This window comes from Actinoplanes sp. NPDC051851, assembly GCF_040681165.1.
In the GTDB taxonomy this organism is placed as follows: domain Bacteria; phylum Actinomycetota; class Actinomycetes; order Mycobacteriales; family Micromonosporaceae; genus Actinoplanes.
Genome location: NZ_JBFAYF010000094.1, coordinates 1 through 24,363 on the forward strand (window position 1 = coordinate 1; position 24,363 = coordinate 24,363).

Annotated in this window: 19 protein-coding genes; 9 read left to right on the forward strand and 10 right to left on the reverse strand. The window is 71.2% G+C overall.

Annotated features, from left to right (window positions below; all coding sequences use genetic code 11):
• A partial coding sequence (locus tag AB0M08_RS43955; RefSeq protein WP_364507248.1) for a sigma factor-like helix-turn-helix DNA-binding protein occupies nucleotides 1-119 on the forward strand: 119 nt, incomplete at its 5' end.
• A gap of 118 nt (nucleotides 120-237) precedes the next feature.
• Here AB0M08_RS43955 and AB0M08_RS43960 read toward each other — a convergent pair.
• Both AB0M08_RS43960 and AB0M08_RS43965 read right to left on the reverse strand, forming a co-directional pair.
• Complete coding sequence (locus AB0M08_RS43960; RefSeq protein WP_364507199.1) at nucleotides 238-918, reverse strand: response regulator transcription factor; 681 nt, start codon at nucleotides 916-918, stop codon at nucleotides 238-240.
• A 13-nt stretch (nucleotides 919-931) separates the two neighbouring features.
• Nucleotides 932-2,419: a HAMP domain-containing sensor histidine kinase gene (locus AB0M08_RS43965; RefSeq protein ID WP_364507202.1), complete on the reverse strand. Its 1,488-nt coding sequence runs from the start codon at nucleotides 2,417-2,419 to the stop codon at nucleotides 932-934.
• 129 nt (nucleotides 2,420-2,548) lie between these two features.
• Here AB0M08_RS43965 and AB0M08_RS43970 point away from each other — a divergent pair, with 129 nt between their 5' ends.
• On the forward strand, nucleotides 2,549-3,649 hold the full coding sequence (locus AB0M08_RS43970; protein ID WP_364507205.1) for a hypothetical protein: 1,101 nt from the start codon (nucleotides 2,549-2,551) through the stop codon (nucleotides 3,647-3,649).
• 109 nt (nucleotides 3,650-3,758) lie between these two features.
• Here the strand turns inward: AB0M08_RS43970 and AB0M08_RS43975 are convergent, their stop codons facing one another.
• Both AB0M08_RS43975 and AB0M08_RS43980 read right to left on the reverse strand, forming a co-directional pair.
• On the reverse strand, nucleotides 3,759-4,475 hold the full coding sequence (locus tag AB0M08_RS43975; RefSeq protein WP_364507208.1) for a general stress protein: 717 nt from the start codon (nucleotides 4,473-4,475) through the stop codon (nucleotides 3,759-3,761).
• Nucleotides 4,472-5,338, reverse strand: a complete 867-nt coding sequence (locus AB0M08_RS43980) for a phosphatase PAP2 family protein (RefSeq protein ID WP_364507210.1) — start codon at nucleotides 5,336-5,338, stop codon at nucleotides 4,472-4,474. Before AB0M08_RS43980 ends, AB0M08_RS43975 begins: the two co-directional genes overlap by 4 nt.
• Nucleotides 5,339-5,913: 575 nt before the next feature.
• Here AB0M08_RS43980 and gsmA point away from each other — a divergent pair.
• Together gsmA and AB0M08_RS43990 are read left to right on the forward strand one after the other, a co-directional pair.
• Entirely contained in the window at nucleotides 5,914-7,071 is a 1,158-nt protein-coding gene (gsmA, locus tag AB0M08_RS43985; protein ID WP_364507213.1) for a sporangiospore maturation cell wall hydrolase GsmA, read from the forward strand.
• Nucleotides 7,072-7,124: 53 nt separating this feature from the next.
• The gene (locus AB0M08_RS43990) at nucleotides 7,125-9,512 is read left to right on the forward strand and encodes an ATP-binding protein (RefSeq protein WP_364507216.1); all 2,388 of its coding nucleotides are present in this window, start codon (nucleotides 7,125-7,127) and stop codon (nucleotides 9,510-9,512) included.
• Here AB0M08_RS43990 and AB0M08_RS43995 read toward each other — a convergent pair.
• The gene (locus tag AB0M08_RS43995; RefSeq protein WP_364507218.1) at nucleotides 9,503-9,910 is read right to left on the reverse strand and encodes a response regulator; all 408 of its coding nucleotides are present in this window, start codon (nucleotides 9,908-9,910) and stop codon (nucleotides 9,503-9,505) included. The genes AB0M08_RS43990 and AB0M08_RS43995 overlap by 10 nt on opposite strands.
• Before the next feature lie 125 nt (nucleotides 9,911-10,035).
• Between AB0M08_RS43995 and hrpA the strand changes: the two genes are divergently transcribed.
• The 3 genes from hrpA to AB0M08_RS44010 all read left to right on the forward strand — a co-directional run bounded on the left by hrpA (nucleotide 10,036) and on the right by AB0M08_RS44010 (nucleotide 15,235).
• A complete protein-coding gene (hrpA, locus tag AB0M08_RS44000; RefSeq protein ID WP_364507221.1) occupies nucleotides 10,036-13,953 on the forward strand; it encodes an ATP-dependent RNA helicase HrpA in 3,918 nt (1,305 codons plus the stop codon).
• Nucleotides 13,954-14,035: 82 nt separating this feature from the next.
• The gene (locus AB0M08_RS44005; RefSeq protein WP_364507224.1) at nucleotides 14,036-14,416 is read left to right on the forward strand and encodes a DUF6401 family natural product biosynthesis protein; all 381 of its coding nucleotides are present in this window, start codon (nucleotides 14,036-14,038) and stop codon (nucleotides 14,414-14,416) included.
• Between the two features lie 81 nt (nucleotides 14,417-14,497).
• Nucleotides 14,498-15,235 carry a LamG-like jellyroll fold domain-containing protein gene (locus AB0M08_RS44010; RefSeq protein ID WP_364507227.1) on the forward strand — a complete coding sequence of 246 codons (738 nt, stop codon included), beginning with the start codon at nucleotides 14,498-14,500 and terminating at the stop codon, nucleotides 15,233-15,235.
• Nucleotides 15,236-15,679: 444 nt separating this feature from the next.
• On the opposite strand, the gene AB0M08_RS44015 is transcribed toward AB0M08_RS44010, so the two are convergent.
• From AB0M08_RS44015 to AB0M08_RS44025, 3 genes are all read right to left on the reverse strand, one after another.
• Nucleotides 15,680-16,816: a cobalamin-dependent protein gene (locus AB0M08_RS44015; protein WP_364507229.1), complete on the reverse strand. Its 1,137-nt coding sequence runs from the start codon at nucleotides 16,814-16,816 to the stop codon at nucleotides 15,680-15,682.
• The gene (locus AB0M08_RS44020) at nucleotides 16,813-18,372 is read right to left on the reverse strand and encodes a PP2C family protein-serine/threonine phosphatase (RefSeq protein ID WP_364507232.1); all 1,560 of its coding nucleotides are present in this window, start codon (nucleotides 18,370-18,372) and stop codon (nucleotides 16,813-16,815) included. Before AB0M08_RS44020 ends, AB0M08_RS44015 begins: the two co-directional genes overlap by 4 nt.
• A 63-nt stretch (nucleotides 18,373-18,435) precedes the next feature.
• The gene (locus tag AB0M08_RS44025; protein WP_364507235.1) at nucleotides 18,436-19,209 is read right to left on the reverse strand and encodes an exodeoxyribonuclease III; all 774 of its coding nucleotides are present in this window, start codon (nucleotides 19,207-19,209) and stop codon (nucleotides 18,436-18,438) included.
• Nucleotides 19,210-19,375: 166 nt separating this feature from the next.
• Here AB0M08_RS44025 and AB0M08_RS44030 point away from each other — a divergent pair, with 166 nt between their 5' ends.
• Nucleotides 19,376-19,582, forward strand: coding sequence for a hypothetical protein (locus AB0M08_RS44030; protein ID WP_364507238.1), 207 nt, complete (start codon nucleotides 19,376-19,378; stop codon nucleotides 19,580-19,582).
• Here the strand turns inward: AB0M08_RS44030 and AB0M08_RS44035 are convergent.
• Nucleotides 19,579-21,918 carry an EAL domain-containing protein gene (locus AB0M08_RS44035; protein WP_364507240.1) on the reverse strand — a complete coding sequence of 780 codons (2,340 nt, stop codon included), beginning with the start codon at nucleotides 21,916-21,918 and terminating at the stop codon, nucleotides 19,579-19,581. The genes AB0M08_RS44030 and AB0M08_RS44035 overlap by 4 nt on opposite strands.
• Nucleotides 21,919-21,987: 69 nt before the next feature.
• The gene (locus tag AB0M08_RS44040; RefSeq protein ID WP_364507242.1) at nucleotides 21,988-22,692 is read right to left on the reverse strand and encodes a universal stress protein; all 705 of its coding nucleotides are present in this window, start codon (nucleotides 22,690-22,692) and stop codon (nucleotides 21,988-21,990) included.
• Nucleotides 22,693-22,874: 182 nt separating this feature from the next.
• Here AB0M08_RS44040 and AB0M08_RS44045 point away from each other — a divergent pair, with 182 nt between their 5' ends.
• Complete coding sequence (locus tag AB0M08_RS44045; protein ID WP_364507245.1) at nucleotides 22,875-24,158, forward strand: citrate synthase; 1,284 nt, start codon at nucleotides 22,875-22,877, stop codon at nucleotides 24,156-24,158.
• Nucleotides 24,159-24,363: the final 205 nt, after the last annotated feature.

Sequence of the window (24,363 nt, forward strand, 5' to 3'; positions counted from 1 at the left end):
ACGGCAACCTCACCCAATCCCAGATCGCCGACCAGATCGGCATCTCCCAGATGCACGTCTCCCGCCTGCTCACCAAGGCCCTGAGCAAGCTGCGCGCCCAGCTCGCCAACGAGATCTGACCCGCTCTCGTCACACGAGGCACGCCTGCCCTACCCGGCCATCGACGTTCGGCCTGCCCGTGACGTTCGGTCGGCCCGTGACGTTCGGCCTGCCCGTGACGTTCGGCGCGGTGCGGTCTCAGCCGTCGGGGGTGACGGTGCCGGCGGCGATGCGGTAGCCGACGCCCGGGCTGGTGACGATCACCTGTGGCGTGCCGAGCTTGCGGCGCAGCCGTCCCATGGTGACCGCGACCGTGTTGGTGAACGGATCGGCGTTCTCATCCCAGGCGGTCTCCAGCAGACTCTCGGCGCTGAGCGGGCTGGGCGCCGCGTGCAGCAGAGCCTCCAGCAAGGCGAACTCCTTGACCGACAGATCCAGTCGCCGCCCGTCCCGGCGTACCGTCCGCAGGATCGGATCCAGCTCGATCCCCGCCGCCCGCAGCGTCCGGGACCGGGCCCCGGGCCGTCGCCGGGCCAGCGCCTGGATCCGTAGCACCAGTTCCGGAAAGTGGAACGGTTTCGCCAGGTAGTCGTCCGCCCCCGCGGTCAACCCGCTGACCCTGTCCTCGGGCGCCCCGGCCGCCGTCAGCATCAGTACCATCGCCCGCTCACCACGTTCGCTGACGATCCGGCACAGCGCGTCCCCGTGGATCCCCGGCAGATCCCGGTCCAGCACCACGACGTCGTAGGCGTTCCCGTTGATCTTTCCCGCCGCCTCCCGCCCGTCGAACGCGATGTCGACCGCCATCCCCTGATCCCGCAGCCCCTCGGCGATGATCTCCGCCAGTGTGTGGGCATCCTCGACCACGAGCACTCTCATCGCCGCAGCCTCCTCATCGCGGTTCCCCGTTCGCTCGCGGTTCCCCGTTCGCTCGCAGTTGCTCGTTGCTCGTAGTTGCTCGTTCGCTCTCGGGTTTCCCGTGCGTATTCGGTTCTCCGTCCGGGGCCGCTTCCCCGCCCGGGTCCCGTAGTGCGGCCTTCCCCTCGGTTGGTGCCCGGCGTTCGAGTACGGCCTGCCCCTGGTCCGCGATCCGATCCTCGCTGTGGACCGCAGAGGTTCCTGTGGTGTCGGCGCCCGATGTGGTGGTACCTGATGTGGAGGCAGTGCCTGACGTGGTGGCGTCCGTTGCCATGGTGTCCGTCGTGGTGGCGGTCTCGGGCACTGCGGCGGCAGAGATGGTGACGGGTGGGCCGGGGGCGGGTCTGTGCCACGAGGCGGGGCCGGCGATGTTGCCGGGGCCGGGCACGCGTTCGGGAGGTGCCGGCACGTCGTCGGGGGAACAGAGCGCGTGGGGGAAGGTGACCTCGGTTCGCAGGCCGCCCTGGGGAGGCGCGGTCAGGGTCAGTCGGCCGCCGTGCGCGGTGGCCACCGCTGCGGCGATGGCCAGGCCCAGGCCGGAACCGCGGCCGGTGCGCTCGGCGCCGACCCGTTGGAAGGGCTGGACCAGGTCGGCGACCCGTTCCGGATCGAGGACCGGACCGCTCGACTCCACCACCAGGCGTACCGTGTCGTCGCTCGTGGTCAGGGCGAGGAGGACCCAGCCGTGGCGCTCCGTGTGGGTGGCGGCGTTGCTGACGAGATTGCCGACCAGGCCGGCGAGCAGAGTACGGCTGCCTCTGATGACGACCGTCGGGAGGTCGGTCACGAGACTGAGGCCGCGCTCGATGAACTGCGCGGAGCGGGCCTTCAGCGCTTCCTGGACGAGCCTGTCGAGACTGACCGGCTCGCGGTCCGGTAGGTAGGTGTGCTGTGCCCGGGCCAGGAGGAGCAGCCCGTCGAGGAGCCGGTCGATGTGGTTGATCTGGGTGCTGACCTTGTCGGCCAGCACCAGGGTCTGCCATGGCACGATGCCGGGCTTGGCGATCGCGACGTCCAGGGCGGCACGGGCCGTGGCCATCGGGGTTCGCAACTCGTGTGAGACGTCGGCGATGAACCGGCGCTGGGCCGCGAAGGAGCCCTCCAACCGCTCCAGGAGGCCGTCGATGGTGTCGGCGAGCTCCTTCACCTCATCCTCCGGAGAGTCGACGGCGAGGCGCTCGTCCAGGTTCTCCACCGAGATGCGCCTGGCCGCGGCGGTGATGGACCGTAACGGGCGGAGCACCCGGCCCGCCGCGACGTGGCCGAGCCAGAGCGAGATCGGGGCCATCACGCCGAGCGCGAGCACCGAGCCGGCGAGCAACTGCCGGACTCGGATGACCGGGTATTCCTGAGCGAAGGACGGGATGCTTCCCCCGGCCGGGACGGTGTGCCTGATGTCGCTGAGAGCGATCAGGTTGACCAGGGCCAGCAGCAAGACGCCGGAGGCCAGGAACAGTGCCACATAGAGCACTGTCAGGCGACGGCGGACACTCCGGCGATTCATGAGGACCAGAATGCCCGTGCGGGCCTAACAACGGCATAACAGGTGTTGTTAGGCCCGTGTCACCGCTCGGAGCGTAGAAATCCGGCCATGACTGAGCAGAGATTGACCCGCCGCGGGCTGATGGTCGGAGCGGCGACCGTTGCCGGCGCCGCCTTCGGGAGCGCCCCGGCGGCCGGCGCGAGCGCCGCCGGAGCCGCGAGCGTCGGTGGCAGGGCAGGGGGAGACAGCCATGTCGTGATCGAGACCGTGAACGCGAGCGGGGGTGGAGGCACCGGACTGGCCGATGCCGTGGTCGCGGCGTTCCGCACCCGCCGGGTGGTCGCCATCGGCGAGGTGCACGGTCAGCAGGAGCACCATGACGCGCTGCAGACGCTGCTCTTCGACCCCCGGTTGCCCGCCGTGGTCGACGACATCGTGGTGGAGTTCGGCAACGCGCTCTACCAGCCGACCGCCGACCGTTTCGTGTCCGGGACCGCGGTCGAGGACCGAGATCTGCGGCTGATCTGGCGCGACACGACCCAGTCCCCGGTCTCCACCTGGGACGCCCCGATGTATGAGCAGGTCTATCGCACCGTCCGCGCGGTCAACTGGACGCTGCAGGCAGGCGAGCGGCTGCGGGTGCTGCTCGGCGATCCGCCCATCGACTGGGCGACGGTGACCAGGGAGGAGGTGGAGGGCGCCGACCGCGACGGGCACATGGCCGGTGTCGTGCGGGACCAGGTGATCGCGAAGGGCCGCCGGGCCCTAATCCTCTGCGGGAGTGTGCACGCGATGCACGCGCCGCCGGGTGCGAGCGGTGGCGGTGCCGTTCAGCTCATCGAGGAGCAGACAGGCCACCGGCCCTACGTGATTCTGGACGGCGGCCACGACCGCCTGGCCGGGCACGCCCGCCGTGTGGTGCTGCCGGCCGAGGGCAGTTGGCTGGCCACCACGGACAGCGGCGAGTTCTCCTACTTTCCGGGGATCTGTGGGATCCCATTCGGTGACCTGGCGGATGCGCTGCTCTACCTGGGCCGGGTCGAGGATCAGACGCAGTCGTTGTGGAACCCGGCGATCTACCTGGATCCGGAGTATTGGGCCGAGCTGGAGCGTCGCAAGACGTTGACCGGGGCGCCGTTCGACCTCGCCGCGCGATATCGCCAGGAGCAGTCGGTGGTCTGGCAGGTGGGCGGCGGCCCGGGGTGCTGAGCACGGCCCGAGTGGCCGCGCCCCGGGTGCCGGGCTGAGTGGGCCTGCCCCTCCGCCGCCCGGAGAGCCTGGCGCGCCTCGTGGAGGAGGCGCGCCGTGGCCTCGGGTGTCACTCGGCTCCGCTGGCTCGCCAGTTCAACTGGACGAGGAGCGTGCGGGCTTCGTCGGCGACCTCGGCGTCGGCGAGGACGGCGTACTGCGCGGCTTGGAGGGAGCTACGGGAGGTGAAGTCGCGGCGGCCGCCCGTGGCGGCGTGGGCGATGGCGCCGAAGATGGCGCCCCACACGGCACCGATGAGGACGGTGGTGAGGATGACCGAGAACCAGTTGGAGTTGCTGAAGAGTCCGAAGAGGACGCCGATGAAGAGGCCGAACCAGGCGCCACTGGCAGCGCCCGCACCAGCCGCGCGGCCGGTGGTCAGGCGGCCCAGGACCGTTTCGCCCAGGCGCAGGTCGGTGCCGATGATCGAGGTGTGCTCCACGGGGAACTTGTTGTCCGAGAGGTGGTCGACCGCCTGCTGGGCGAGGGCGTATTCGGGGTACGTGCCGACCACCACCGTGGGACCGGTGTGCCCGGTGGCGCCACCGGTCTGGGACGGGAACCTTGGCGACAGACCGGACGGGCCGGGCGGCACGGCACCCGTCGTCGCAGGACCGGCGGCCGCCGGGTCGTCGGCCGGCGTCTCCGGGTGGGCGACCGTCTCTGGCGGGGCGACCGTCTTTGGTGGGGCGATGGTCTCCGGCTGGGCGGGCGGCTCCGCGGGGAAGGCTGCGGGCTCGGTGGAGGCGACCGCATGGCGGGGTGTGGGGTCGGTGGGTGTGGTCATGACTTGCCTCCCTGAGGGTCGCCGGCGATGAGGCGGACCCAGATGGAAAAGGTGGTGGCGACGGCGGCGACGATGCCGGCGACGCCGGTCAGGAATGCGTATCGGCCGGAGACGAAATCAGGGAGGACGCGTTCGGAGACCGCGACGGCGGCGAGGCCGATGACGGCTACGGCGGTGGCGATGGCGGCGGTGAGGGCGAGCGGCACGATGGTCAGGCGGGCCGGAGCCGGGACCGGTGGGTGGACGCCGGCGCGACTGAGCCGTGTCACCCAGGCTACGACGGAGCCGCAGGCGAGGACGATCATCAATGCGGCGATGGTGTCGCTGGGACGGTGCCAGGCGGCCCAGACCGTGGCGATGGCGACCAGCGTGACGTAGGCGGCGCCGATCAGGGCGACCGTGCCGCGCAGTGCCTGAGGAAAGACCATCACCAGGACGAACGCGACCGAGGCGGCGGCTGCTGTGTGGCCACTGGGGAAGGAGTTCGGCATGGCGAAGCCGTCCAGGTCGGGGCGGTCGAGGTGGGACTTGAACTGCTGTACGGCGATGTTGGCGGTGGCCACCAGGAAGAAGGCACCGGCGGAGAGGTCGAAACGGCGGCGGAGGGCGCCGACTATGGCGGCGAGGACACAGACGACGGCGAGGGCGGCGAGTTGGGTGGCGTTGAGGGCGCGGCTGAGGACCTGAGTGATCTGGGGGTGGTGGACGTCCCCGCCGTGCATCGAGGCGCTGTCGATCGATTGGCCGAGGCTCGTACGGATGAAGATCCACCAAATCGCGTACGCGGTGGCGGCGGCGAGTATCGCGACCAGTAGGGGGGTGATCGCATGCCACGAACTGCGAGTGGATGTCCTGGTGCGCAAACCCCGTGACGCGACTGCCGTCATCGCCGTCCCCCTGTCCTACTGAGGCCTGTCCTGCCGGGCGCCCGCTCGTGGAGCACCCCGTCGTGGCACACGCCTTTCCCGATCCCACGGGTTCTCAAGCGCCACGTTCAGGTGTTCCCGATCGCATCGCCCGGCACACCGGTAAAGCGCCGCCCGGCACACCGGTAAAAGCGCCGCCCGGCGGACCGGGACCCACGGGCCACGCGGGCAAGCGAACAGCGCGAATACGCCCGGCGGACGGGCGTGGGGTGGCGGCGCGGGCGGGGCGGGCCGGGGGCGCAGGCGGCGCAGACGGCGCAGGCGGGGTGGGTCGGGGCGCAGGCGGGTCGGGTCGGGGGTGCAGGCGGGTCGGGTCGGGGCCGCGGGAGCGGGCGGTGTGGGTTGGGGGCGGTGTGGGTTGGGGGCGGTGTGGGTTGGGCGGTGTGGGTTGGGGGTGCGGGCGGGTCGGGTCGGGAGGAGGGCAACGGAGGCGCAACCGAACGGGTGCGAGGGTGCAACGGGAGGGCCGGATCTTCGTACGGACGCTGACCGGAACGAGGGGGAACTACTTGATGAGGCACAGCTCCCGACGACTGCTCACCGGCACGCTGCTGGTGCTCGCCGCCGGGGCCGGGCTGGGCACGGTGGCGACGCCGGCGCTCGCGGCCGGGGTTTCGGCGATCGTGGACGTGAACAGCCAGCTCAAGGTGCGGTCGGCGCCCTCGCTGGCGGCGCCGGTGGTCGGGACTCTGTACGACGGTGAGCGGGTCTCGGTGAGCTGCGCGGTCACCGGGCAGACCGTGCGGGGCAAGCTGCGCACCACTGCGGTGTGGGACCGGCTCGCCACCGGGGAGTACGTGTCGCACGGCTACCTGTCGGCGGTGGGGCGGATCCCGGAGTGCGGTACGGCGAGCCAAGCCGCCGCCAGGGTGAAGGCGAAGCCCGCGCCGGCGAAGAAGAGCACCACGTACGTCGCCGGGCGGGTGCGCAGCGCGGACGGGTCCGTCAACGTGCGGGCCACGCCGTCGACGCAGGGTGCCGTGGCCCGCAAGGTCGCCAACGGGGCCTCGCTCGCGCTGTCGTGCGCCGTTCAGGGGCCCAAGGTCAGCGGCACCGTGCGGACCACGGCGCAGTGGGACCGGCTGACCGACGGGCGGTACATCTCGCACGCGTACGTCGTCTCGAACGCCCTGAAGACCTGCCCCACGACGCCGAGCACGCCCGCCGTTCCGGCCACGCCCGCCCCGGCGATGACGCCCGATCAGTTCCTCGCCGCGGCGGTTCCCGGTGCTCAGCAGGGCTGGCGCCAGTACGGTGTGCCCGCCTCGGTCACCATCGCGCAGGCGATCCTGGAGTCCGGCTGGGGGAAGAGCGGCCTCGCCTCGGTCGACCGGAACTACTTCGGCATCAAGTGCCAGAGCGGCTCGTACGGCGCGATCGCCAACGGCTGCCACGTCTACAAGACCACCGAGTGCGACAAGGCCGGCACCTGCTTCCCGGCCTCGGACGCGTTCCGGACGTACGCGAGCATGTCCCACTCGTTCCGTGACCACGGCAGCTTCCTGCGGGTCAACAAGCGGTACGCCCCGGCGTTCGCCTACACCAGGGACGCGAACCAGTTCATCTGGCAGGTCTGGAAGGCGGGCTACGCCACCGACCCGAAGTACTACACCAAGGTCACCGGCCTGATGGCGAGCTACGACCTGTATTCGTACGACACCTGGAAGTGAGATAACGCGAAAAGGCCAGCAAATCAGGTGAAACCGGGCCTACCCTTCCTGGGGTGGGGGGTCGAGAGTCCACGGGGGCTGGGCCGCGCCGGTACGTCGGTGTGCCGGCGGCCGCCCTCGTCGTGCTCATCGGGCTCGTCGCCACCGTGCTGGTCACCGCCGGACTGTGGCACGCCCAGCAGAACGGCGCCCAGCGCGTGATGGAGCAACGGGCCACCATGGCGCTCTCCGCGGTGGAGACCGAGACCGCCCGGTACCAGACCCTGCTCGCGACGCTGGCCGCCGGCATCGCCGCCGGGGAGACGCTGACCTGGGAGGACTTCGACAAGGCCAGCGCTCCGCTGGGCGACGCCGGCCTGATCGGGGCGGCCGCCGTGGCGTACGTCGTCCCGGTCACCACCGACGGCGTCGCCGCGGCCCAGCGGACCTGGCGGAGTCGCGGCGCCGCCGCCCTGGCGCTGAATCCGGACGCCGGGGAGAGCGAGCACTACTTCCCGATCTTCACCCGGATCCTGGACGCCGGGGGATCGAGCAGGATCGGCGTCGACCTGAACACGGTGCCGGAACTGGTGGCCGCGCTCAAGGTGTCCCGCAACACCGGACGGACCGCGGCCTCCGACACGTACGTCCTGCTGATGGACCGCAAGCGGCCGGAGGCCAGGCGGCAGCAGTCGTTCGTCTTCGCGGCGCCGATCTGGACCCGCGCGAACAACCCGGAGTTCCGCGGCTGGGTGGTGCTCGGCCTGCGCGGCACCGATTTCCTCGCCGGCGTGCTCGCCACGGCCAGCCAGCGCCAGCTCGACGCCGCCCTGATCGCCACCGACAGCGACGGCGACGAGGTGCCGCTCGCCCAGTTGCGGGTGCCCGGCGACGCCGACCTGCACTGGAACGATCCGGTCCGGGTCGCGGACCGGGAGTGGCGCCTGGAGCTCGGGGCGGATTCGCACCGGCTGCCCGGAGCGGGCGGCGCGCTGCCGGCCACCGTCTTCGGCAGCGGCGTGACGCTCACCGCGCTGCTGGCCTGGCTGGTCTATCTGCTGGCCGGGCGCCGGGCGCGGGCGGAGCGGGCCGTCGAGGAGGCCACCGCCGACCTGCGCTCCGCCGAGGAGCAGAGCCGCCGGCAGGCCGGCCTGCTCGGAGCGATCATGTCGAGCATCGGCGACGGGGTGAGCGTCTGCGACGAGAACGGCCGGATCATGTTGCACAACCCGGCGGCGGACGCGATCCTCGGCACGCGGCTGGACGGCGGCCCGGAGGACTGGCAGCGGCGGTTCGGCCTCTACCGGCCGGACGGGCGTACCCCGTTCCCGCCGGACGAGACCCCGCTGGTCCAGGGGCTGCGCGGCGAGGTCACCAACGGCGTGGAGATCCTGGTCCGCAACGCGTCGCACCCGGAGGGGATGCTGATCAGCGTGGACGGGCGGCCCCTCGACCCGAGCGGCGGGCAGCGCGGCGCGGTCGCGGTCTTCCGGGACATCACCGAGCTGCGACGGTACGAGACCGACCTCTCCATCTTCGCGGGTGTGGTGGCGCACGACCTGAAGGCCCCGCTGGCGATCGCTCGCGGACACGCCGAGCTCGCCCGGGAGGATGTGGAGGAGGACGCGGAGGCGCGCGGCTCGCTGGACCGGATCATCGTGGCGGTGGACCGGATGGACGCGCTGATCGAAACGCTGCTGGCGTACAGCACCGCCCGGGACGCGCCGTTGCGGATCGCCGACGTGGAGCTGGAGCCGCTGGTCCGCGAGGTGCTGCAGGACCGTGCCGCGGCGGCCGGCGCCGAGTTCACGATCGGGCCCCTGCCGGTGCTCCGGGCCGATCCGGCGATGCTCCGGCACGTGCTCGACAATCTGATCGGAAACGCTTTCAAGTACGTCCGGCCCGGGTCGGTCCCGCGTGCTGACATCCGCGCGGAGCCGGACGACCGTCCGGGGTGGTCCCGGATCGAGGTGGCCGACGCCGGGATCGGTATCCCGGACGCCGACAAGTCCCGCGTCTTCGAGCAGTTCCAGCGGGCCGAGGGCGCCGCCGCCTACGCGGGGACCGGGCTCGGCCTGGCCATCTGCCGCCGGATCGTGGAGCGGCACGGCGGCCGGATCGGCGTCGCCGACAACCCGGGCGGCGGCACCCGCTTCTTCTTCACCGTCCCGACCGCGACGGAGACCGGGACAGGACAGACCGAGACAGGACAGACCGAGACAGGAAAGGAACCGGAGATGACACCGCACATACCGCCCGGATCGAAGATCCCGCCGGAACCGGCAGGGGAGGAGGACGCCGACGTCCGCGCCGCCCTGGAGCGTGCCCTCGCCGAGCGTGCCGCGATCCTGGACAGCCGCCTGCCCGGCGTCTCCGCGCTACCGGCAGCCGACCCGTCCGCCCACGATCCGGCCGCAGCCCGGCTGCGCGCCCCCGTCCCCGACCATCAGCATCAGGACTGAGCGTCCCCGGACGGGACCGTCACGTCCCCGGACGAGACCTCCGCCGGCGGCAGCAGACCCGCCACCACGGCCAGCAACTGGGCCGGCAGGAACGGCTTGAGCAGCGTGGCCGACGCGCCGGCCGCGCTGGCCTGCTCGTCGCCGGGCAGCAGTGAGCCGCTCGCCACCACCACCGGGATGTGCCGGAGAGCGTCGTCCGCGCGGATCGCCCGGCACAGATCGAGACCGGTCATCCGGGGCATGTCGACGTCGGTGACCACCAGGTCCGGGCGATGCTCCCGGACCGCCTCCAGCGCCGCCGCGCCGTCCGACGTCACCACGACCCGGTGCCCGGCCCGCTCCAGGGAGCGTTTGAGCACGTACCGGATGTCGTCGTGGTCCTCTGCGACAACGATCACCCTCGACCTCGATTCGGTTATGCGTATCCCGTCATCCGGGATACCGATCCAGGCCACTCCGGGGACACGGGGGCGGCGTTAATCACCAGGCGTTTCCGGCGCGTTCCGCCTATCCTTGGGCCGCCATGTCGATATCGCCTTCCGCACCGGTGCACGGGAACGCTCTCCGTGACCGGGTCTCTCAGCTCCTGCCCCGCGATGAACACCGGCTGCGGCGCCGTCTCGACGGCACCCGGCGGATCCGGGACGACGACGCCCGTACCGCCGCCCTCGAGGAGATCGCCGCCGAGGTCGAGCGGGCCGAGCTGCGCCTCGAGACCCGGCTCGCCGCCGTGCCCCCGATCCGGTACCCGGAGGGCCTGCCGGTCAGCGCCCGCAAGGATGACATCGCCGCCGCGATCCGCGATCACCAGGTGGTCGTGGTGGCCGGCGAGACCGGCTCCGGCAAGACCACCCAGCTTCCCAAGATCTGCCTGGAGCTGGGCCGCGGCGTCCGCGGGCAGATCGGGCACACCCAGCCCCGGCGGATCGCGGCGCGGACCGTCGCCGAGCGCATCGCCGAGGAGCTGGACCGCCCGCTCGGGTCGACGGTCGGCTACAAGGTGCGCTTCACCGACCAGGTCAGCGAGGAGACGCTGGTCAAGGTGATGACCGACGGCATCCTGCTGGCCGAGATCCAGAACGACCGGATGCTGCGGCGCTACGACACGCTGATCATCGACGAGGCGCACGAGCGCAGCCTCAACATCGACTTCATCCTGGGCTACCTGCGGGAGCTGCTGCCCAAGCGCCCCGACCTCAAGCTGATCATCACGTCGGCGACGATCGAGACGCAGCGCTTCGCCGAGCACTTCGCGGACGCGGACGGCAAGCCCGCGCCGGTCATCGAGGTCTCCGGGCGGACGTACCCGGTCGAGGTCCGCTACCGCCCGCTGGTGACGGTGACCGAGGACGACACCGAGGAGCCGCAGGACCAGGTCGACGGCATCGCGGCCGCCATCGACGAGCTGCCCCGCGAGGGCGACATCCTGGTCTTCCTCTCCGGCGAGCGGGAGATCCGGGACACCGCCGACGCGCTGAACAAGCGGGACCTGCGGCACACCGAGGTGGTCCCGCTCTACGGCCGGCTCTCCGCCGCCGAGCAGCACCGGGTCTTCGAACGGCACACCGGGCGGCGGGTCGTGCTGGCGACCAACGTCGCCGAGACGTCGCTGACGGTTCCCGGCATCCGGTACGTGATCGACCCGGGCACCGCGCGGATCAGCCGTTACTCGCACCGGCTGAAGGTGCAGCGGCTGCCGATCGAGCCGGTCTCGCAGGCCAGCGCCAACCAGCGCAAGGGCCGTTGCGGGCGTACCTCGGACGGCATCTGCATCCGGCTCTACTCGGAGGAGGACTTCGAGCAGCGGACCGAGTTCACTGAGCCGGAGATCCTGCGTACCAACCTGGCCAGCGTCATCCTGCAGATGACCAATCTCGGTCTCGGTGACCTGGCGAAGTTCCCGTTCATCGACCCGCCGGACAAGCGGAACATCACCGACGGCGTCAAGCTCCTGGAGGAGCTGGGCGCGCTCACCGACCGTAGGCTCACCCCGCTCGGCCGCCAGCTGGCCCAGCTCCCGGTCGATCCGCGGCTGGCCCGGATGGTGATCGAGGCGGACCGGCAGGAGTGCACCGCCGAGGTCATGGTGATCGCGGGCGCGCTGTCGATCCAGGACCCGCGCGAGCGGCCCGCCGACAGGCAGCAGCAGGCGGACGAGAAACACGCCCGTTTCACCGACAAGGAATCGGACTTCTTCACCTTCCTGAACCTCTGGAAGTATCTGCGGGAGAAACAGCAGGAGCTCTCCGGGAATCAGTTCCGCCGCCTCTGCCGGGCCGAGTTCCTCAACTATCTGCGGGTACGCGAATGGCAGGACGTGTACGCGCAGTTGCGGCAGGTGGCCCGTACCCTCAATCTCTCGGTGAAGGAGGACTGGGAAGCGGGAGTCGCGCCGCAACCGGTGCACACCGCCCTGCTCGCGGGTCTTCTCAGCCACATCGGCATGAAGGACCAGGAGAAACGGGAGTACATCGGCGCTCGTGGAGCCAAGTTCGGGATCTTCCCGGGGTCGGCGCTGTTCAAGCGGCAGCCACGCTGGGTGATGTCCGCCGAGCTGGTCGAGACGAGCCGGCTCTGGGCGCGGGTGAATGCCCGGATCGAGCCCGAATGGGCCGAGAAACTCGCTCCGCACCTGGTCAAGAGCTCGTACAGCGAGCCGCACTGGGACGCCAAGATGGGCGCCGTGATGGCCTTCGAGAAGGTCACGCTGTACGGGCTGCCGATCGTGCCGCGACGCAGAGTGGGGTACGGCAAGGTCGACCCGGTCGCCGCGCGCGACCTGTTCATCCGGCACGCGCTGGTCGAGGGCGACTGGGAGACCCATCACCCGTTCTTCGCGGCGAACAACCGTCTGCTCAAGCAGATCTCGGAGATCGAGAACCGGGCGCGGCGGCGGGACATCGCGGTCGACGACGAGGCGGTGTATTCGCTGTACGACGCGCGGATCCCGGCCGAGGTGGTCTCCGCGCGGCATTTCGACGGCTGGTGGAAACGGGCCCGCCGGGAGACTCCGGAACTGCTGACCTTCACCCGCGAGGATCTGGTCAACGCCGGGCGGGACACGGTCGATCCGAACGCCTTCCCGGACGCGTGGATCAACCGCGGCGTCAAGATGCCGCTCTTCTATCACTTCGAGCCGAACAACCATGCCGACGGCGTCACGGTCCGGGTGCCTCTAGAGCTGATCAACAAGATTGACGCGGATGATTTCGGATGGTCGATTCCGGGCTTCCGCAAGGACGTGGTGATCGCCCTGATCCGGGCCCTGCCCAAGCAGCTGCGCACCGCGTTCGTCCCGGTGCCGGACTGGGCGGAAGCGGTCCTCGACCGGGTGAAGGTCCGGCAGGGCCCGCTGCCCGACGCGATCGGGAACGAGCTGCGCCGCCTGACCGGGACCATCGTGCCGCGCGACGCCTGGCGCCCCGACCAGGTCCCCGAGCACCTGCGGATGAACTTCCGGATCGTCAACGAGGCCGGCGAGGTGGTCGCCGAGGGCCGCGACCTCGAGGTGCTGCGCCGCGAGCTCGCGCCGAAGGTGCAGGCCACCATCTCGCGGGCGGCCGGCGACCTGGAGCGCCGCGGCATCACCACCAACGACTTCGGCGTGCTGCCGCCCCGGGTCGCCCAGATCCGCGGCGGCTACGAGGTCAACGTCTGGCCGGCGCTGGCCGACGAGGGCGAGAGCGTGGCCGTCCGGGTCTTCGAGACCCAGGCCGAGCAGCGGATCGCGATGCGGGCCGGCACCCGGCGGCTGCTGCTCCTGACGCTGCCGCCGGCCGCCCGCTTCCTGCAGGGACGGCTCGACAACCGGGCCAAGCTGGAGCTCTCCCGGGCTAATCCGTATCGGTCGATCGCCGACCTGCTCGACGACTGTGCCGGGGCGGCCGTCGACAAGCTGGTCCTCGACGCCGGCGGCCCGGTCTGGTCGTCGATCGAGTTCGCGTCGCTGCGCGACACGGTGCGGCAGGACCTCGTCGACGCGGTGGCCAACGTGGTCACCCAGGTCCAGGCCGTGCTCTCCACGGCGTACGACGTGGAGCAGCGGATCAAGCAGCTCCGGGACCCGGCGCTGCTCCCGGCGCTCGCGGACGTCCGCCAGCAGCTCAAGGGCCTGGTGCACGCCGGTTTCGTGACCGAGACGGGCTGGCGGCAGCTGCATCATCTGCCGCGCTACCTGAAGGGCGTGGTGCACCGCCTCGACCGGCTGGGCGGCGGGACGGGCCGGGACCGGCAGCTCACCACCCAGATCCACGAGATCGAGTCGGAGTACCGCGGGCTGCGGGCCGAGGCGGCGCGGGGCGGCCCTGCCGAGGAGGGGCTGCGGGAGATCCGCTGGATGATCGAGGAGCTGCGGATCAACTACTTCGCCCAGTCACTCGGAACGGCGTATCCGGTATCCGACAAGCGGATCTTCAAGGCGATGGACGCGCTGCCGCTCTAGAAAAGTTGCAGGTCGGTGCGCCTGTGGTGCCGTTCGGTCACGCCTCTGTCGTGTCCGGGCGGCGCCCTCTAGCGTTCTCGCCATGACGAACGAGAACCTCGCCTTCGCCCCGATCGCCGCCGCTACCGTCGCCGACTCCGACGCCGCGTACCTCGACGAGATGATGGCTCGCGTGGGTGTCGACGGCCTCACGGCCGCGTTCGCCGAGCCCGCCCTGCTCGCCACGATCGACCAGCACGCGGCGGCGGTGCGCGATGCGCTGCGTGACGCGGGTCGCTCCTGCGATGTCGGGGGTCTCTCCGCGTACGCCAAGAGCATGGCCGCCGCGGCGACCCGGATGCGGCGCCCGTTGCCCGAGCCCGGCTTCGCCCCGACCACGGCGACGGCCTGGATGACGGCGGATTTCCCGCTGCTCCGCCTCGTCGCGGTCTGCCTGATGGCCGAGGCCGCCGGCCTGCTCTGATCCGAACCGGGGTAAACCGAACGATCTACATTCCAGGGCGTGTTTCACACGAAACCGGTTGAATCAGGCATCTTTTCTCTCATGAAGATGCTGAGGCTCTCCGCACTCGTGTTCTTGACCATCCCGGCGCTGGCCGCCCCCGCGGTCGCCGCCCCCGCCGAGGGCCCGGAGCCCGCCCTGGTCGCCCGCTACAACTTCGACGGCGGCGCGACCGACGGCCGGGTCAACGACCTCTCCGGCAAGGGCGGCGTTCTGACGATCCGCGGCGCCGACAACGGCACCGTCGCGATCACCACCGAGGGCGCCGGCCGGTACGCGTCCTTCCCGGCCCTCTGCCCGAGCACCACCACCGGGATCTGTGCTCGCGCCATCATGGAGGCGGCCGACAACGCCAACCTCGACCCGGGCACCAACACCTTCCGCTGGGCGGCGAGCGTCCGCGTCACGCCGGCCCAGGTCCGTGGCAAGGCGAACATCATGCAGAAGGGCACCGCGGGCACCGACAGCCTGTGGAAGCTGCAGCTGACCGGCAAGTCCGGCCGCGCCCAGTGCATCGTCGCCGGCAAGGGCTCCGCCCAGACGTTCAGCGCCACCTCGACCCGCACGGTCACCGACGGCGCCTGGCACAAGATCGTCTGCGAGCGCAGCGGCACCGGCCTGGCCGTCTCGGTTGACGGCGTCGCGGGCACCAGGGCCGCCATCCCGTCGACCCTCTCGATCGACAACGACATGCCCCTGCGCATCGGCGGCCCGAACTTCGGCGAGACCAGCGACATGTACCACGGCCAGCTCGACGACGTCTACGTCCAGGTCGGCTGACCCCTTTCGCTGTTCCACCCACCATTCCCGTACGCGTTTCCTCGCACACCGACGACTGGCCCGGCCCCGTTCACGCGGTGCCGGGCCAGTCGCCGTCCGGCCCGCACCCGCCCGCACCCGCCCGCACCTCGTCGCCCATCCGCCCGCCTCGCCTGCCTGCCCGCGCTGGCCCGCCTGCCCGCGCTGACCTGCCTGCCCGCGCTGACCTGCCTGCCCGCGCTGACCTGCCTGCCCGCGCTGGCCTGCCTGCCCGCGCTGGCCCGCCTGCCTGAGACGCCTTCTTTGTCCGCCCGCCGGAGTTCGCGTCAGGTCATGGCGGGCGGCCGGAGTGGACCGTCAGGAGCGGCGGGGCGGCCCGCATGCACGATCGGAGACTTCAGGGCGGCGAGAGCAGACGGCCGGCGGCGGAGTGCCGCGGTGGACTCGCACCGCCCCACCTGGTGATCAAGCGGGGTTGAGCTGGTGCAGGTGGGCCTGGGCGGCGTCCAGGATGGCGGTTGCCGTGGGGAAGTCGATCAGCTGGTCGCGGATCACCCGCAGGCCCGCGCGCAGCGCCGAGACCGGTACTGCGCGGGCGGTCAGCACCCCCGCCGTCCACTCGGTGAAGTCGAGGAAGATGCTCGGCTCGCCGACGTAGAGCGCCGCCGCCAGGAAGTCCGCGATGTGGCCGAAGTCCTCCGCCGTCGAGTCGCGCTCGTGCTGGCCGTAGTGGTGTGCCGCGGGATAGGCGGCGGCGAGGTGCCGCATCGCGGTCTCGATCAGCTGAGGGCGGCTGCGGGCCAGATGGGTGTACTCCTCGTCGCCGAGCTGGGTGCCGGGGTGGGCGGTGAGGTGGGTGCCGGGAAACGCGCCGAGTGGGGTGCCGGGATGGGCCCCGAGCGGGGTGCCGGGATGGGCGCCGAGCGGAGTGCCGGGATACGGGTCCGGGAAGTCGGGCTGTGGGGGCGGCGGCCAGTCGTTCGCCAGGCGGGTGACCGCCTCCTCGCCGGTGGACGCCCACGCGTCGGCGCCCAGCTTCGCGGCCCAGCGGCTGCCCGGGCCGAAGCCGCGGCCGCCCGCGATGACCGGTACACCCGCGGCCCGGCAGGCGGTGATCGCGGCGTGCGCGCGGGGGAGGCGCGTCGGGATCATGCAGCTGAGGGCGACCGCGTCCGGGCCGGTCTGGTGCAGGTGGGTGATCAGATGCGGACCGGGGACGCTGGCGCCGAGGAAGTCCACGCGCCAGCCGTCGAGGCGCAGGAGCTCGCCGAGGATCCGGGCCGGCAGGCCGTGCCACTCGCCGTCCACGCAGGCCAGCGTGGTCCGGCCGCGGGTGGGCAGCCGGACCGGCTGGTGCCCGGCGACCGCGGCCAGGACGCGTTCGTTGACGGCGGTGGCGGCGTGTTCCCGGGCGATCGACCACTCGTTGGCGGCCCAGAGCTCACCGACCCGGGCCTGGGTGCCGCCGATCAGGTCGACCATCACCCGCTGTGGGGGTACGCCGTCGTCCAGCATGCCCAGCGCGATCTCGATGGCGCCGTGGTCGTCGCCGTCGCCGACGAGGGCCAGGTACTCGTCGCCGGCAGTCGTCACCTCGATCATGAGCGGAGGTATACCCGCCTCAGGGGCGTACGAGTCGGGGCACGGACGGCGAGCATGGCGATGTCGTCCCGGACGCCGCCGTGCACCCAGTCCGAGACCAGCTGGCGGATCCGTTCCAGGACCGCCTCGACGGGTATCCCGGCGCAGCTCGCGAGGGCCTGCCGGAGCCGGGTCTCGCCGTACTGCTCGTCGCCGGCCGGTCCGCCGCGCGCCTCGGTGAGCCCGTCGCTGTAGAGCAGGCAGATCTCGCCGGGGGCCAGTTCGGCGCCGGCCGGGTGGACCACGGTCTCCCGGACCGCGCCGATCAGCGTGCCCCGGGTCGCCACCTCCTCGACGGTGCCGTCGGCGCGCAGGATCAGCGGCGCGGGATGCCCGCCGCTGGCCAGGCGCAGCCGGACCCGGCCGTGGTCGGCGCGGCTCACCGAGCCGACCACCAGCGTGACGAAGCGGTGCTGGCGCGGCGACTCCAGCAGGGCCTGGTTGAGTACCCGCAGCATGGCCTCGGGACCGGCGCCGACCAGCCGCAGCGCGCGCAGCGTCTGGCGTACCTTGCCGGTCAGCACGGCCGCCTCGGGCCCGGTGCCGCAGACGTCGCCGAGCGCGATCACCGTGTCCGGGCTCTGCTCGGTCGGGCCGAAAGCGTCGTAGAAGTCGCCGCCGACCCGGATCGCGTCGCGTGCCGACTGGTACGACCCGGCCAGCTCGAACCCGTCCACCCGGGGCAGCTCCGGCGGCAGCAGGTCGGCCTGCAGGATCGCGGCGGTGTCGGCCTGTTCGCGGTAGAGCGCGGCGGCCGAGATCGCGGCTCCGGCGCGGGCCGCGAAGATCCGGGCGAGCACCTCGTCGTCCGGTTCGAAGACGGCCCGCTCGCCGGACCGGGCCAGGATCAGCGCCCCGGCCGGTTCGGCGCTGCCGGGCAGCGGGATGACCAGCAGCGCGCCCATCGGGCCGAGCGCCGCCGGGAAGAGCCAGCCCGGGATCTGGTGCGCGTCCAGCCAGCGGCTCGGCACCGGGGGGAAGCCGCCGAGTGCCTCGGCCAGGCCCGGCACGTCGCCGATCCGGTGTTCGGCGAGGGTGCCCTCCTCGGCGGCGTGCCGCGGGATGAGCCGGGTCCAGGCGTGCCGGCGGTGCCGGGCCGGGAGGATCACCACGGCGGCGTCGGCCAGGTGGGTGGCGGCCAGCTCGACGGTCGCCCGGGACACTCGCCGCAGGTTCAGCGAGGCGGAGAGCCGCCGGCCGGCCTCGGCCAGGAACGCGGTGTGGTCACGCTCGGGACTGCCGAGATACCACGCGTAGTGGTCCTCGTCGAGTTCCCGCCGGATGCCCTGCACCCGAGACGTGCGGAAGGCTCCGGTCCGCCCGGCCACGGCGGCGGCGAGCTCGGGGATCGGCGCCGCGGTGAGGGCGCCGCCGATCGGCAGTCCGGGCACCAGCGCCCGGGCCGCGGTGTTGGCCAGCAGGACGGTGTCGTCCGCGGTCGTACAGAGCAGCATGGCTTCGGTGGCGGCGTCGAACGCCGCCTCCAGCAGGCTCGCGGCCGGGGCACGCGAGATCATAGACGCTCCCGTCTTCTCCCTGGACGCTTCCAGCCTAAGGGGTCGATGGGCGGATCGCCCGGTTCAGCGGTTCAGGTCGACGACGACCGGGGCGTGATCCGAGGGGCCCTTGCCCTTGCGCGCCTCCCGGTCGACGACCGCGTCCTCGATGCTTCCGGCCAGGTCGGGGGTGACGTACACGTGATCGATCCGCATGCCCTTGTTCTGGTGGAACATTCCGGCACGATAGTCCCAATAGGTGAACGGATGATCCCCCTTCATGGCCCGGGCCGGCACGTCGGTGAGCCCCAGGTCACGGATCGCGGCGATCGCCTCCCGTTCCGGCGGGGTGACGTGGGTCGAGCCGGCGAAGACCGCCGGGTCCCAGACGTCGGCATCGGCCGGCGCCACGTTGAAGTCGCCGGCCAGCACGACCGGACCGGCCTCCACCTGCTCGGCGACGGCCGTCCGCAGGGCGCGCAGCCACTCCAGCTTGTAGACGTAGTGCGGGTCGTCGGGAGTCCGGCCGTTCGGCACGTACACCGAGGTGAAACGCACGCCGGCGCAGGTGGCGGTGATGGCACGCGCCTCGGGGCCCGGATATCCGGGCTCACCGGGGAAGCCGCGGCGCACCTCACCGAGACCGACACGGGAGAGCAGAGCCACCCCGTTCCAACGTCCTTGACCGTACGCCGCGGTCGCGTACCCCAGAGCGCCGACCTCGTCAGCGGGGAAGCCCCCGTCGGCGACCTTGGTCTCCTGCAGCATGAGGACGTCGGGAGCCGAGTCCTCCAGCCACTCCAGCAGCCGGGGGAGGCGGGCCTTGACCGAGTTGACGTTCCACGTGGCGAAGCGCATCCGCCCAGTCTGTCTGCTACGGATGCGTGGCGGCGAACAACGCGGCGGTGAGCCCGGTGGCGAGCGTGATCAGCAGGAGAACCAGCATGTCCCCTCCGTGGGTTTCGTCAGCGAATAATGCCGGAGTCGCCTCCGTCACACCAGTGGTGCTGACAGGTTTGTAGTCATGCGTGTGGACGTGACCCCGGAATCATCCGCCGGCCTCCGGGACGCCGCAGGGGACTTCTACCGGGACGCGTTCGCCCGGCTGGCGACGCCGGTGGTCAACCGGCACCCGCCGCGCCGGGACGAGTTCGAGGAGCTGACGGCCGATCACCGGGCGCCGAAGTACGCGCTCTATGAGATGATCCGCCGGGCCGTACGGGTTCCCTAACCGGGTTCTCCCGGCCGGTGGTGACGCCCGTGGGTGACCGAGGAGACCGGCAGCGGGATGTCCGGCGGCTCCGCCTCGAGATGCCACTGTTCGGCGAAGACCTCGGCGGTCTCGGCCTTGCCCCAGAGCCAGCCCTGCCCGTTGACCACGCCGACCTGGTGGAGCGCCTCGCGCTGCACCGTGGTCTCGACGCCCTCGGCGATCACGCTCAGGCCCAGCGCGTGGCTCATCGCGACCACGGCGCGGACGATCTCGTCGTCCTCCACGTTGACCCCGAGCCCGGTGACGAACGAGCGGTCGATCTTGACGCCGGTGACCGGGAAGCGGCGCAGGTAGCCGAGCGCGGAGAACCCGGTGCCGAAGTCGTCGACCAGCAGCTTCACGCCGAGTTCGCGCAGTTCGAAGAGGACCCGGGCGGTGACACTGGACCCGTCCACCATCACCGACTCGGTCATCTCCAGCGCCACGGAGGCGGGCGGCACGCCGTACTTGAGCATCTCGCCGGAGACGATCAGCGGCAGCTCGGGCTCGCTGAGCTGGCGGGGCGAGACGTTGATCGAGAGGTAGAACGCCTCGGAGACGATGCCCGCCCGGCGCCACTCACCGAGCTGGCGGAGGGCCTCGTTCCGCACCCAGGTGCCGATCTGGCCGATCAGGCCGGCGTCCTCGGCGATCGGGATGAAGGTCATCGGCGGGATCGCGCCGCGCTCCGGGTGCATCCAGCGGACCAGCGCCTCGGCGCCGACCGGCACCCCGGTCTCCAGCCGGACGATGGGCTGGTAGGCCACGTGCAGCTGGTCCTCGGCGAGCGCCTGGCGGAGCATCACCTCCAGCTCGATCCGCTCGCGGACCTGGTCGTGCATCGAGGTGTCGAAGATGGTGGACCGGCCCGGGCCCTCGCTCTTGGCCCGGTACATGGCGGTGTCGGCGTCGCGCATCAGGGCCTCGGCGGTGACCGCGGAGCGGACCGCGTCGCCACTGGAGTGCGCGATGCCGATCGACGCACTGATCACCACCTCGGTGTCCCGGACCGGGAGCGGACGGGCGAAGCAGCCCCGGATGTCGTCGACCAGGCGCAGGGCTCCCGCCTTGTCACCGACGTACGCGAGAAGGAACTCGTCGCCACCGACGCGGGCGACCGGGATCTCGTCCGGGACCGCGGCGCGCAGCCGCCGCCCCACCTCGATCACCAACTGATCGCCGGTGTCGTGCCCCCAGGAGTCGTTGACCCACTTGAAGCCGTCCAGGTCGAGCATGTACACCCAGACCCGGTCCGGGCCGAGCGGGTCGACCGAGAGGACCACCTGCTCGATCGCGCCGGAGATGGCCTGCCGGTTCGGCAGCGAGGTGAGCGGGTCGTGGCTGGCCTGATGCTCGGAGTGCAACTGCGCCTCGACCTGGGCCTGCACCGCGGAGACCGCCCGCAGCACCAGCAGCACCACCATCACGCTGCCGATCGCGGCGAGCAGGACACGGTGCCGGAACGGCTCGGCGGAGTGGCTCAGCATCAGCAGGAACGGGGTCATCATCGCCGGGATCAGCAGCGCCATCCGCCATCCCGACCAGGCCTGCACCGGGGGCCGGGCGGCCCGGCTGATCTCCACCACCGACGGATGGATCGCCGAGATGCCCAGCGCCGTGTACGCCACCAGGTACGGCAGGTCCAGCAGCGGCGAGGCGTAGATCTTGCCGCCCACCCCGGCGATGGCGTACAGGGTGTCGCCGGTGAACATCCCGACCATCACGGTGAGCAGCGCGACCATGCTGACCGGCCAGGTCCGGGTGGTGAAGGCGAGGTTCACCACCAGCATCGCCAGGACCACGTCGCAGATCGGGTAGCAGGCCTGGACGATCGAGACGACCGGGGAGCGGCCGGTGATCGCGGCCGCCGGCAGGGCCAGCAGCAGCACCACGGTGAGGCCGGTGGAGAGCATGGCGATCAGGCCGTCGAGTACGGCGTGCCGCTCGGTGCTCTCCCGGCGCCGCAGCATGACGATGAAGAAGCTGCCGATCAGCACGTACCCGCTGAACGTGCAGAGGTCGGCGAGCAGCGGCCACGGCATCGCGTAGTCGGTGACCACGGGCCGGATCAGCAGGCCGACCAGGAAGAGCGAGGCGGCACTGCCGATCAGCAGCCAGGCGGCCGGCGGCTCGGCGCCCCAGGTGCGCGGCCCGGAGAAGCAGGCGGCGACGGTCAGGACACCGAGCGACAGGAAACCGGCCGTCGCGACGGTGGACGACGAGAGCACGGCGTAGATCACCGTGACGATCAGCCCGTAACCGGCGAGGATCTGCCAGAGCCGGCGGGCGATCACGGGTGGGAGCAGGGACCGCACCGGGCTGTTCCTCCCGTTTAGCGCCTGTTTCGCTCACCGTAGCAACGGGCGCGGTGACTGATGCCCGGTTTAGCGGAAGAGGCAGAGCCCGTGCACGAAGACCGTCGGGCATCCACCCCGGAGCAGCAGCTCGTGGGCCACTGATCCGAACCGGACCGCTCCGCCGGCGCCGCGTGGACCGAGGACGATCAGCCCGGCGGTGCGCGAGGCGGTGACCAGGACCGGGCCCGGGTCGCCGCCGGTCACCTCGACCACGTCCAGGGGAACGCCGCGGCGCGCCGCCTCGGCCTCGGCGAAGCCGCGCGCCAGCACCGAGGGCGCCGAGCCGTCCACCGCGGCGATTACCCGCCCGGTCGCCGGCCGCGTCCCGCGCGCCACGATCACCGGGCACCAGGCCTGCGACGCGGTCTCCAGCAGGGTGGACCCCGGTGGCAGCCGCCCGGTCGCGGCCAGCTCGTCCGCACCGACCACCAGCAGCGCCGCCCGGCGGCTCCATCGCCGCAGCACGGCACCGGCCGGTCCATCCTCCAGTTGACCCCGCACGCCGACGCCGGGTGTGGAACGCTGGGCGGTGGCGACTGCCTCGCCGAGAATGCGCGAGGCGGCGCGCCGGGCCGGGGCCAGATCGGTGCCGCCGGGCCAGGTGAAAGCGTGGATCACGGAGAGAACGGTGCCCCGGGAGATCGATTCCCGGGCTGCCAGGCGCACGGCGGCCAGGCCGGCCGCGGTTCCGTCGACGCCCACCACGACGGGTGGCTGATCAGGGACAGGCATGGCCCGACCTCCGCTCCCCGTAACGAACTCGCAATATACCGATATTCATCGATGGTGCAACGGACCGTACGGACTGGTGACCAATGCCTCAACGGGTGGCTACCTGATGACCCATTCAGGTTGAGGGTTTACGGTGAACGGCAAAATCTTTGGGACATCTGCCGGTGAAGTGAGGGAAATACATGACGGATGTCAAGCTCGACCACCCCGGTGGCCAATTGTCGATGGCGGTACGTGAGGCCGTCGACGGGCCGGGCGGCATCGACGTCAGTGCTCTGCTGAAGGAGACCGGCTACGTCACCCTGGACCAGGGTTTCGTCAACACCGCGTCCACCACCTCGGCGATCACGTACATCGACGGTGACGCGGGCATTCTGCGCTACCGGGGCTACCCGATCGACCAGCTGGCCGAGAAGTCGTCCTTCCTTGAGGTCTCGTACCTTCTGATGAAGAACGAGCTGCCCAACGCCGCGCAGCTCCGCGCCTTCGCGGACAACATCCGGGTGCACACGCTGCTGCAGGAGGAGATGCGTACCTTCTTCTCCGGCTTCCCGCGTGACGCGCATCCGATGGCCGTGCTCTCCTCGGCGGTCACCGCGCTCTCCACGTTCTACCAGGACGGGCTGGACCCGCTCGACGACGAGCAGGTCGACCTCTCCGCGATCCGCCTGATGGCGAAGCTGCCGACGATCGCGGCGTACGCGTACAAGAAGTCCATCGGCCACCCGCTGCCGTACCCGGACAACTCCCTGGACTACGTCGAGAACTTCCTGCGACTGACCTTCGGCCTGCCGACCGTCAACTACGACGTCGACCCCAAGGTCGCCAAGATCCTCGACATGCTGTTCGTGCTGCACGCCGACCACGAGCAGAACTGCTCCACGTCGACGGTCCGCCTGATCGGCTCGGCCCAGGCCAACCTGTACGCATCGGTCGCGGGCGGCATCAACGCCCTCTCCGGCCCGCTGCACGGTGGCGCCAACGCCGCGGTCCTGGAGATGCTCGAGCAGATCCGCAAGGACGGCGGGGACGTCAACGCGTTCGTCACCAAGGTGAAGAACAAGGAAAAGGGCGTCAAGCTCATGGGCTTCGGCCACCGGGTCTACAAGAACTACGACCCGCGTGCCGCCATCGTCAAGAAGGCCGCCCAGGAGATGCTGGCGACGCTGGAGAACCCGGACCCGCTGCTCGAGATCGCGTTCAAGCTCGAGGAGATCGCGCTCTCCGACGACTACTTCATCTCCCGCAAGCTCTACCCGAACGTGGACTTCTACACCGGCCTGATCTACAAGGCCATGGGCTTCCCCACGAAGATGTTCACGGTCCTCTTCGCGATCGGCCGTCTCCCCGGCTGGATCGCGCAGTGGCAGGAGATGATGCACGACCCGGCCAACAAGATCGGCCGTCCGCGGCAGATCTACACCGGCGCCGCGGTCCGTGACTTCGTCCCGCTGGACCAGCGCTGAGGCGCTACTCCCGTACGGCTCTGTAGCCTCGCCCCGCCGGTCCACCGGCGGGGCGATCGCATTTCCTCCCCGTTCCGCCGTCGCGTTACCCAACGACGGCCTCGCGGCCGGGTGACGCGCGGGCCTCGCGGCCGGGTGACGCGCGCCGGGTCCTGGCTGGTGCTCAGGGGTGCCTCGCTCCGCGTCAGGCACCCCTGAGCACCAG

Bases quoted from the DNA above. Each gene is read 5' to 3' on its own strand.
- AB0M08_RS43975 (WP_364507208.1), bottom strand. From the start codon at position 4,475: ATGACCACACCCACCGACCCCACACCCCGCCATGCGGTCGCCTCCACC.
- hrpA (WP_364507221.1), top strand. From the start codon at position 10,036: ATGTCGATATCGCCTTCCGCACCGGTGCACGGGAACGCTCTCCGTGAC.
- AB0M08_RS43960 (WP_364507199.1), bottom strand. From the start codon at position 918: ATGAGAGTGCTCGTGGTCGAGGATGCCCACACACTGGCGGAGATCATC.
- AB0M08_RS44015 (WP_364507229.1), bottom strand. From the start codon at position 16,816: ATGATCGAGGTGACGACTGCCGGCGACGAGTACCTGGCCCTCGTCGGC.
- AB0M08_RS44045 (WP_364507245.1), top strand. From the start codon at position 22,875: ATGACGGATGTCAAGCTCGACCACCCCGGTGGCCAATTGTCGATGGCG.
- AB0M08_RS44020 (WP_364507232.1), bottom strand. From the start codon at position 18,372: ATGATCTCGCGTGCCCCGGCCGCGAGCCTGCTGGAGGCGGCGTTCGAC.
- AB0M08_RS44025 (WP_364507235.1), bottom strand. From the start codon at position 19,209: ATGCGCTTCGCCACGTGGAACGTCAACTCGGTCAAGGCCCGCCTCCCC.
- gsmA (WP_364507213.1), top strand. From the start codon at position 5,914: ATGAGGCACAGCTCCCGACGACTGCTCACCGGCACGCTGCTGGTGCTC.
- AB0M08_RS44040 (WP_364507242.1), bottom strand. From the start codon at position 22,692: ATGCCTGTCCCTGATCAGCCACCCGTCGTGGTGGGCGTCGACGGAACC.
- AB0M08_RS44010 (WP_364507227.1), top strand. From the start codon at position 14,498: ATGAAGATGCTGAGGCTCTCCGCACTCGTGTTCTTGACCATCCCGGCG.
- AB0M08_RS44030 (WP_364507238.1), top strand. From the start codon at position 19,376: ATGCGTGTGGACGTGACCCCGGAATCATCCGCCGGCCTCCGGGACGCC.
- AB0M08_RS43970 (WP_364507205.1), top strand. From the start codon at position 2,549: ATGACTGAGCAGAGATTGACCCGCCGCGGGCTGATGGTCGGAGCGGCG.
- AB0M08_RS44005 (WP_364507224.1), top strand. From the start codon at position 14,036: ATGACGAACGAGAACCTCGCCTTCGCCCCGATCGCCGCCGCTACCGTC.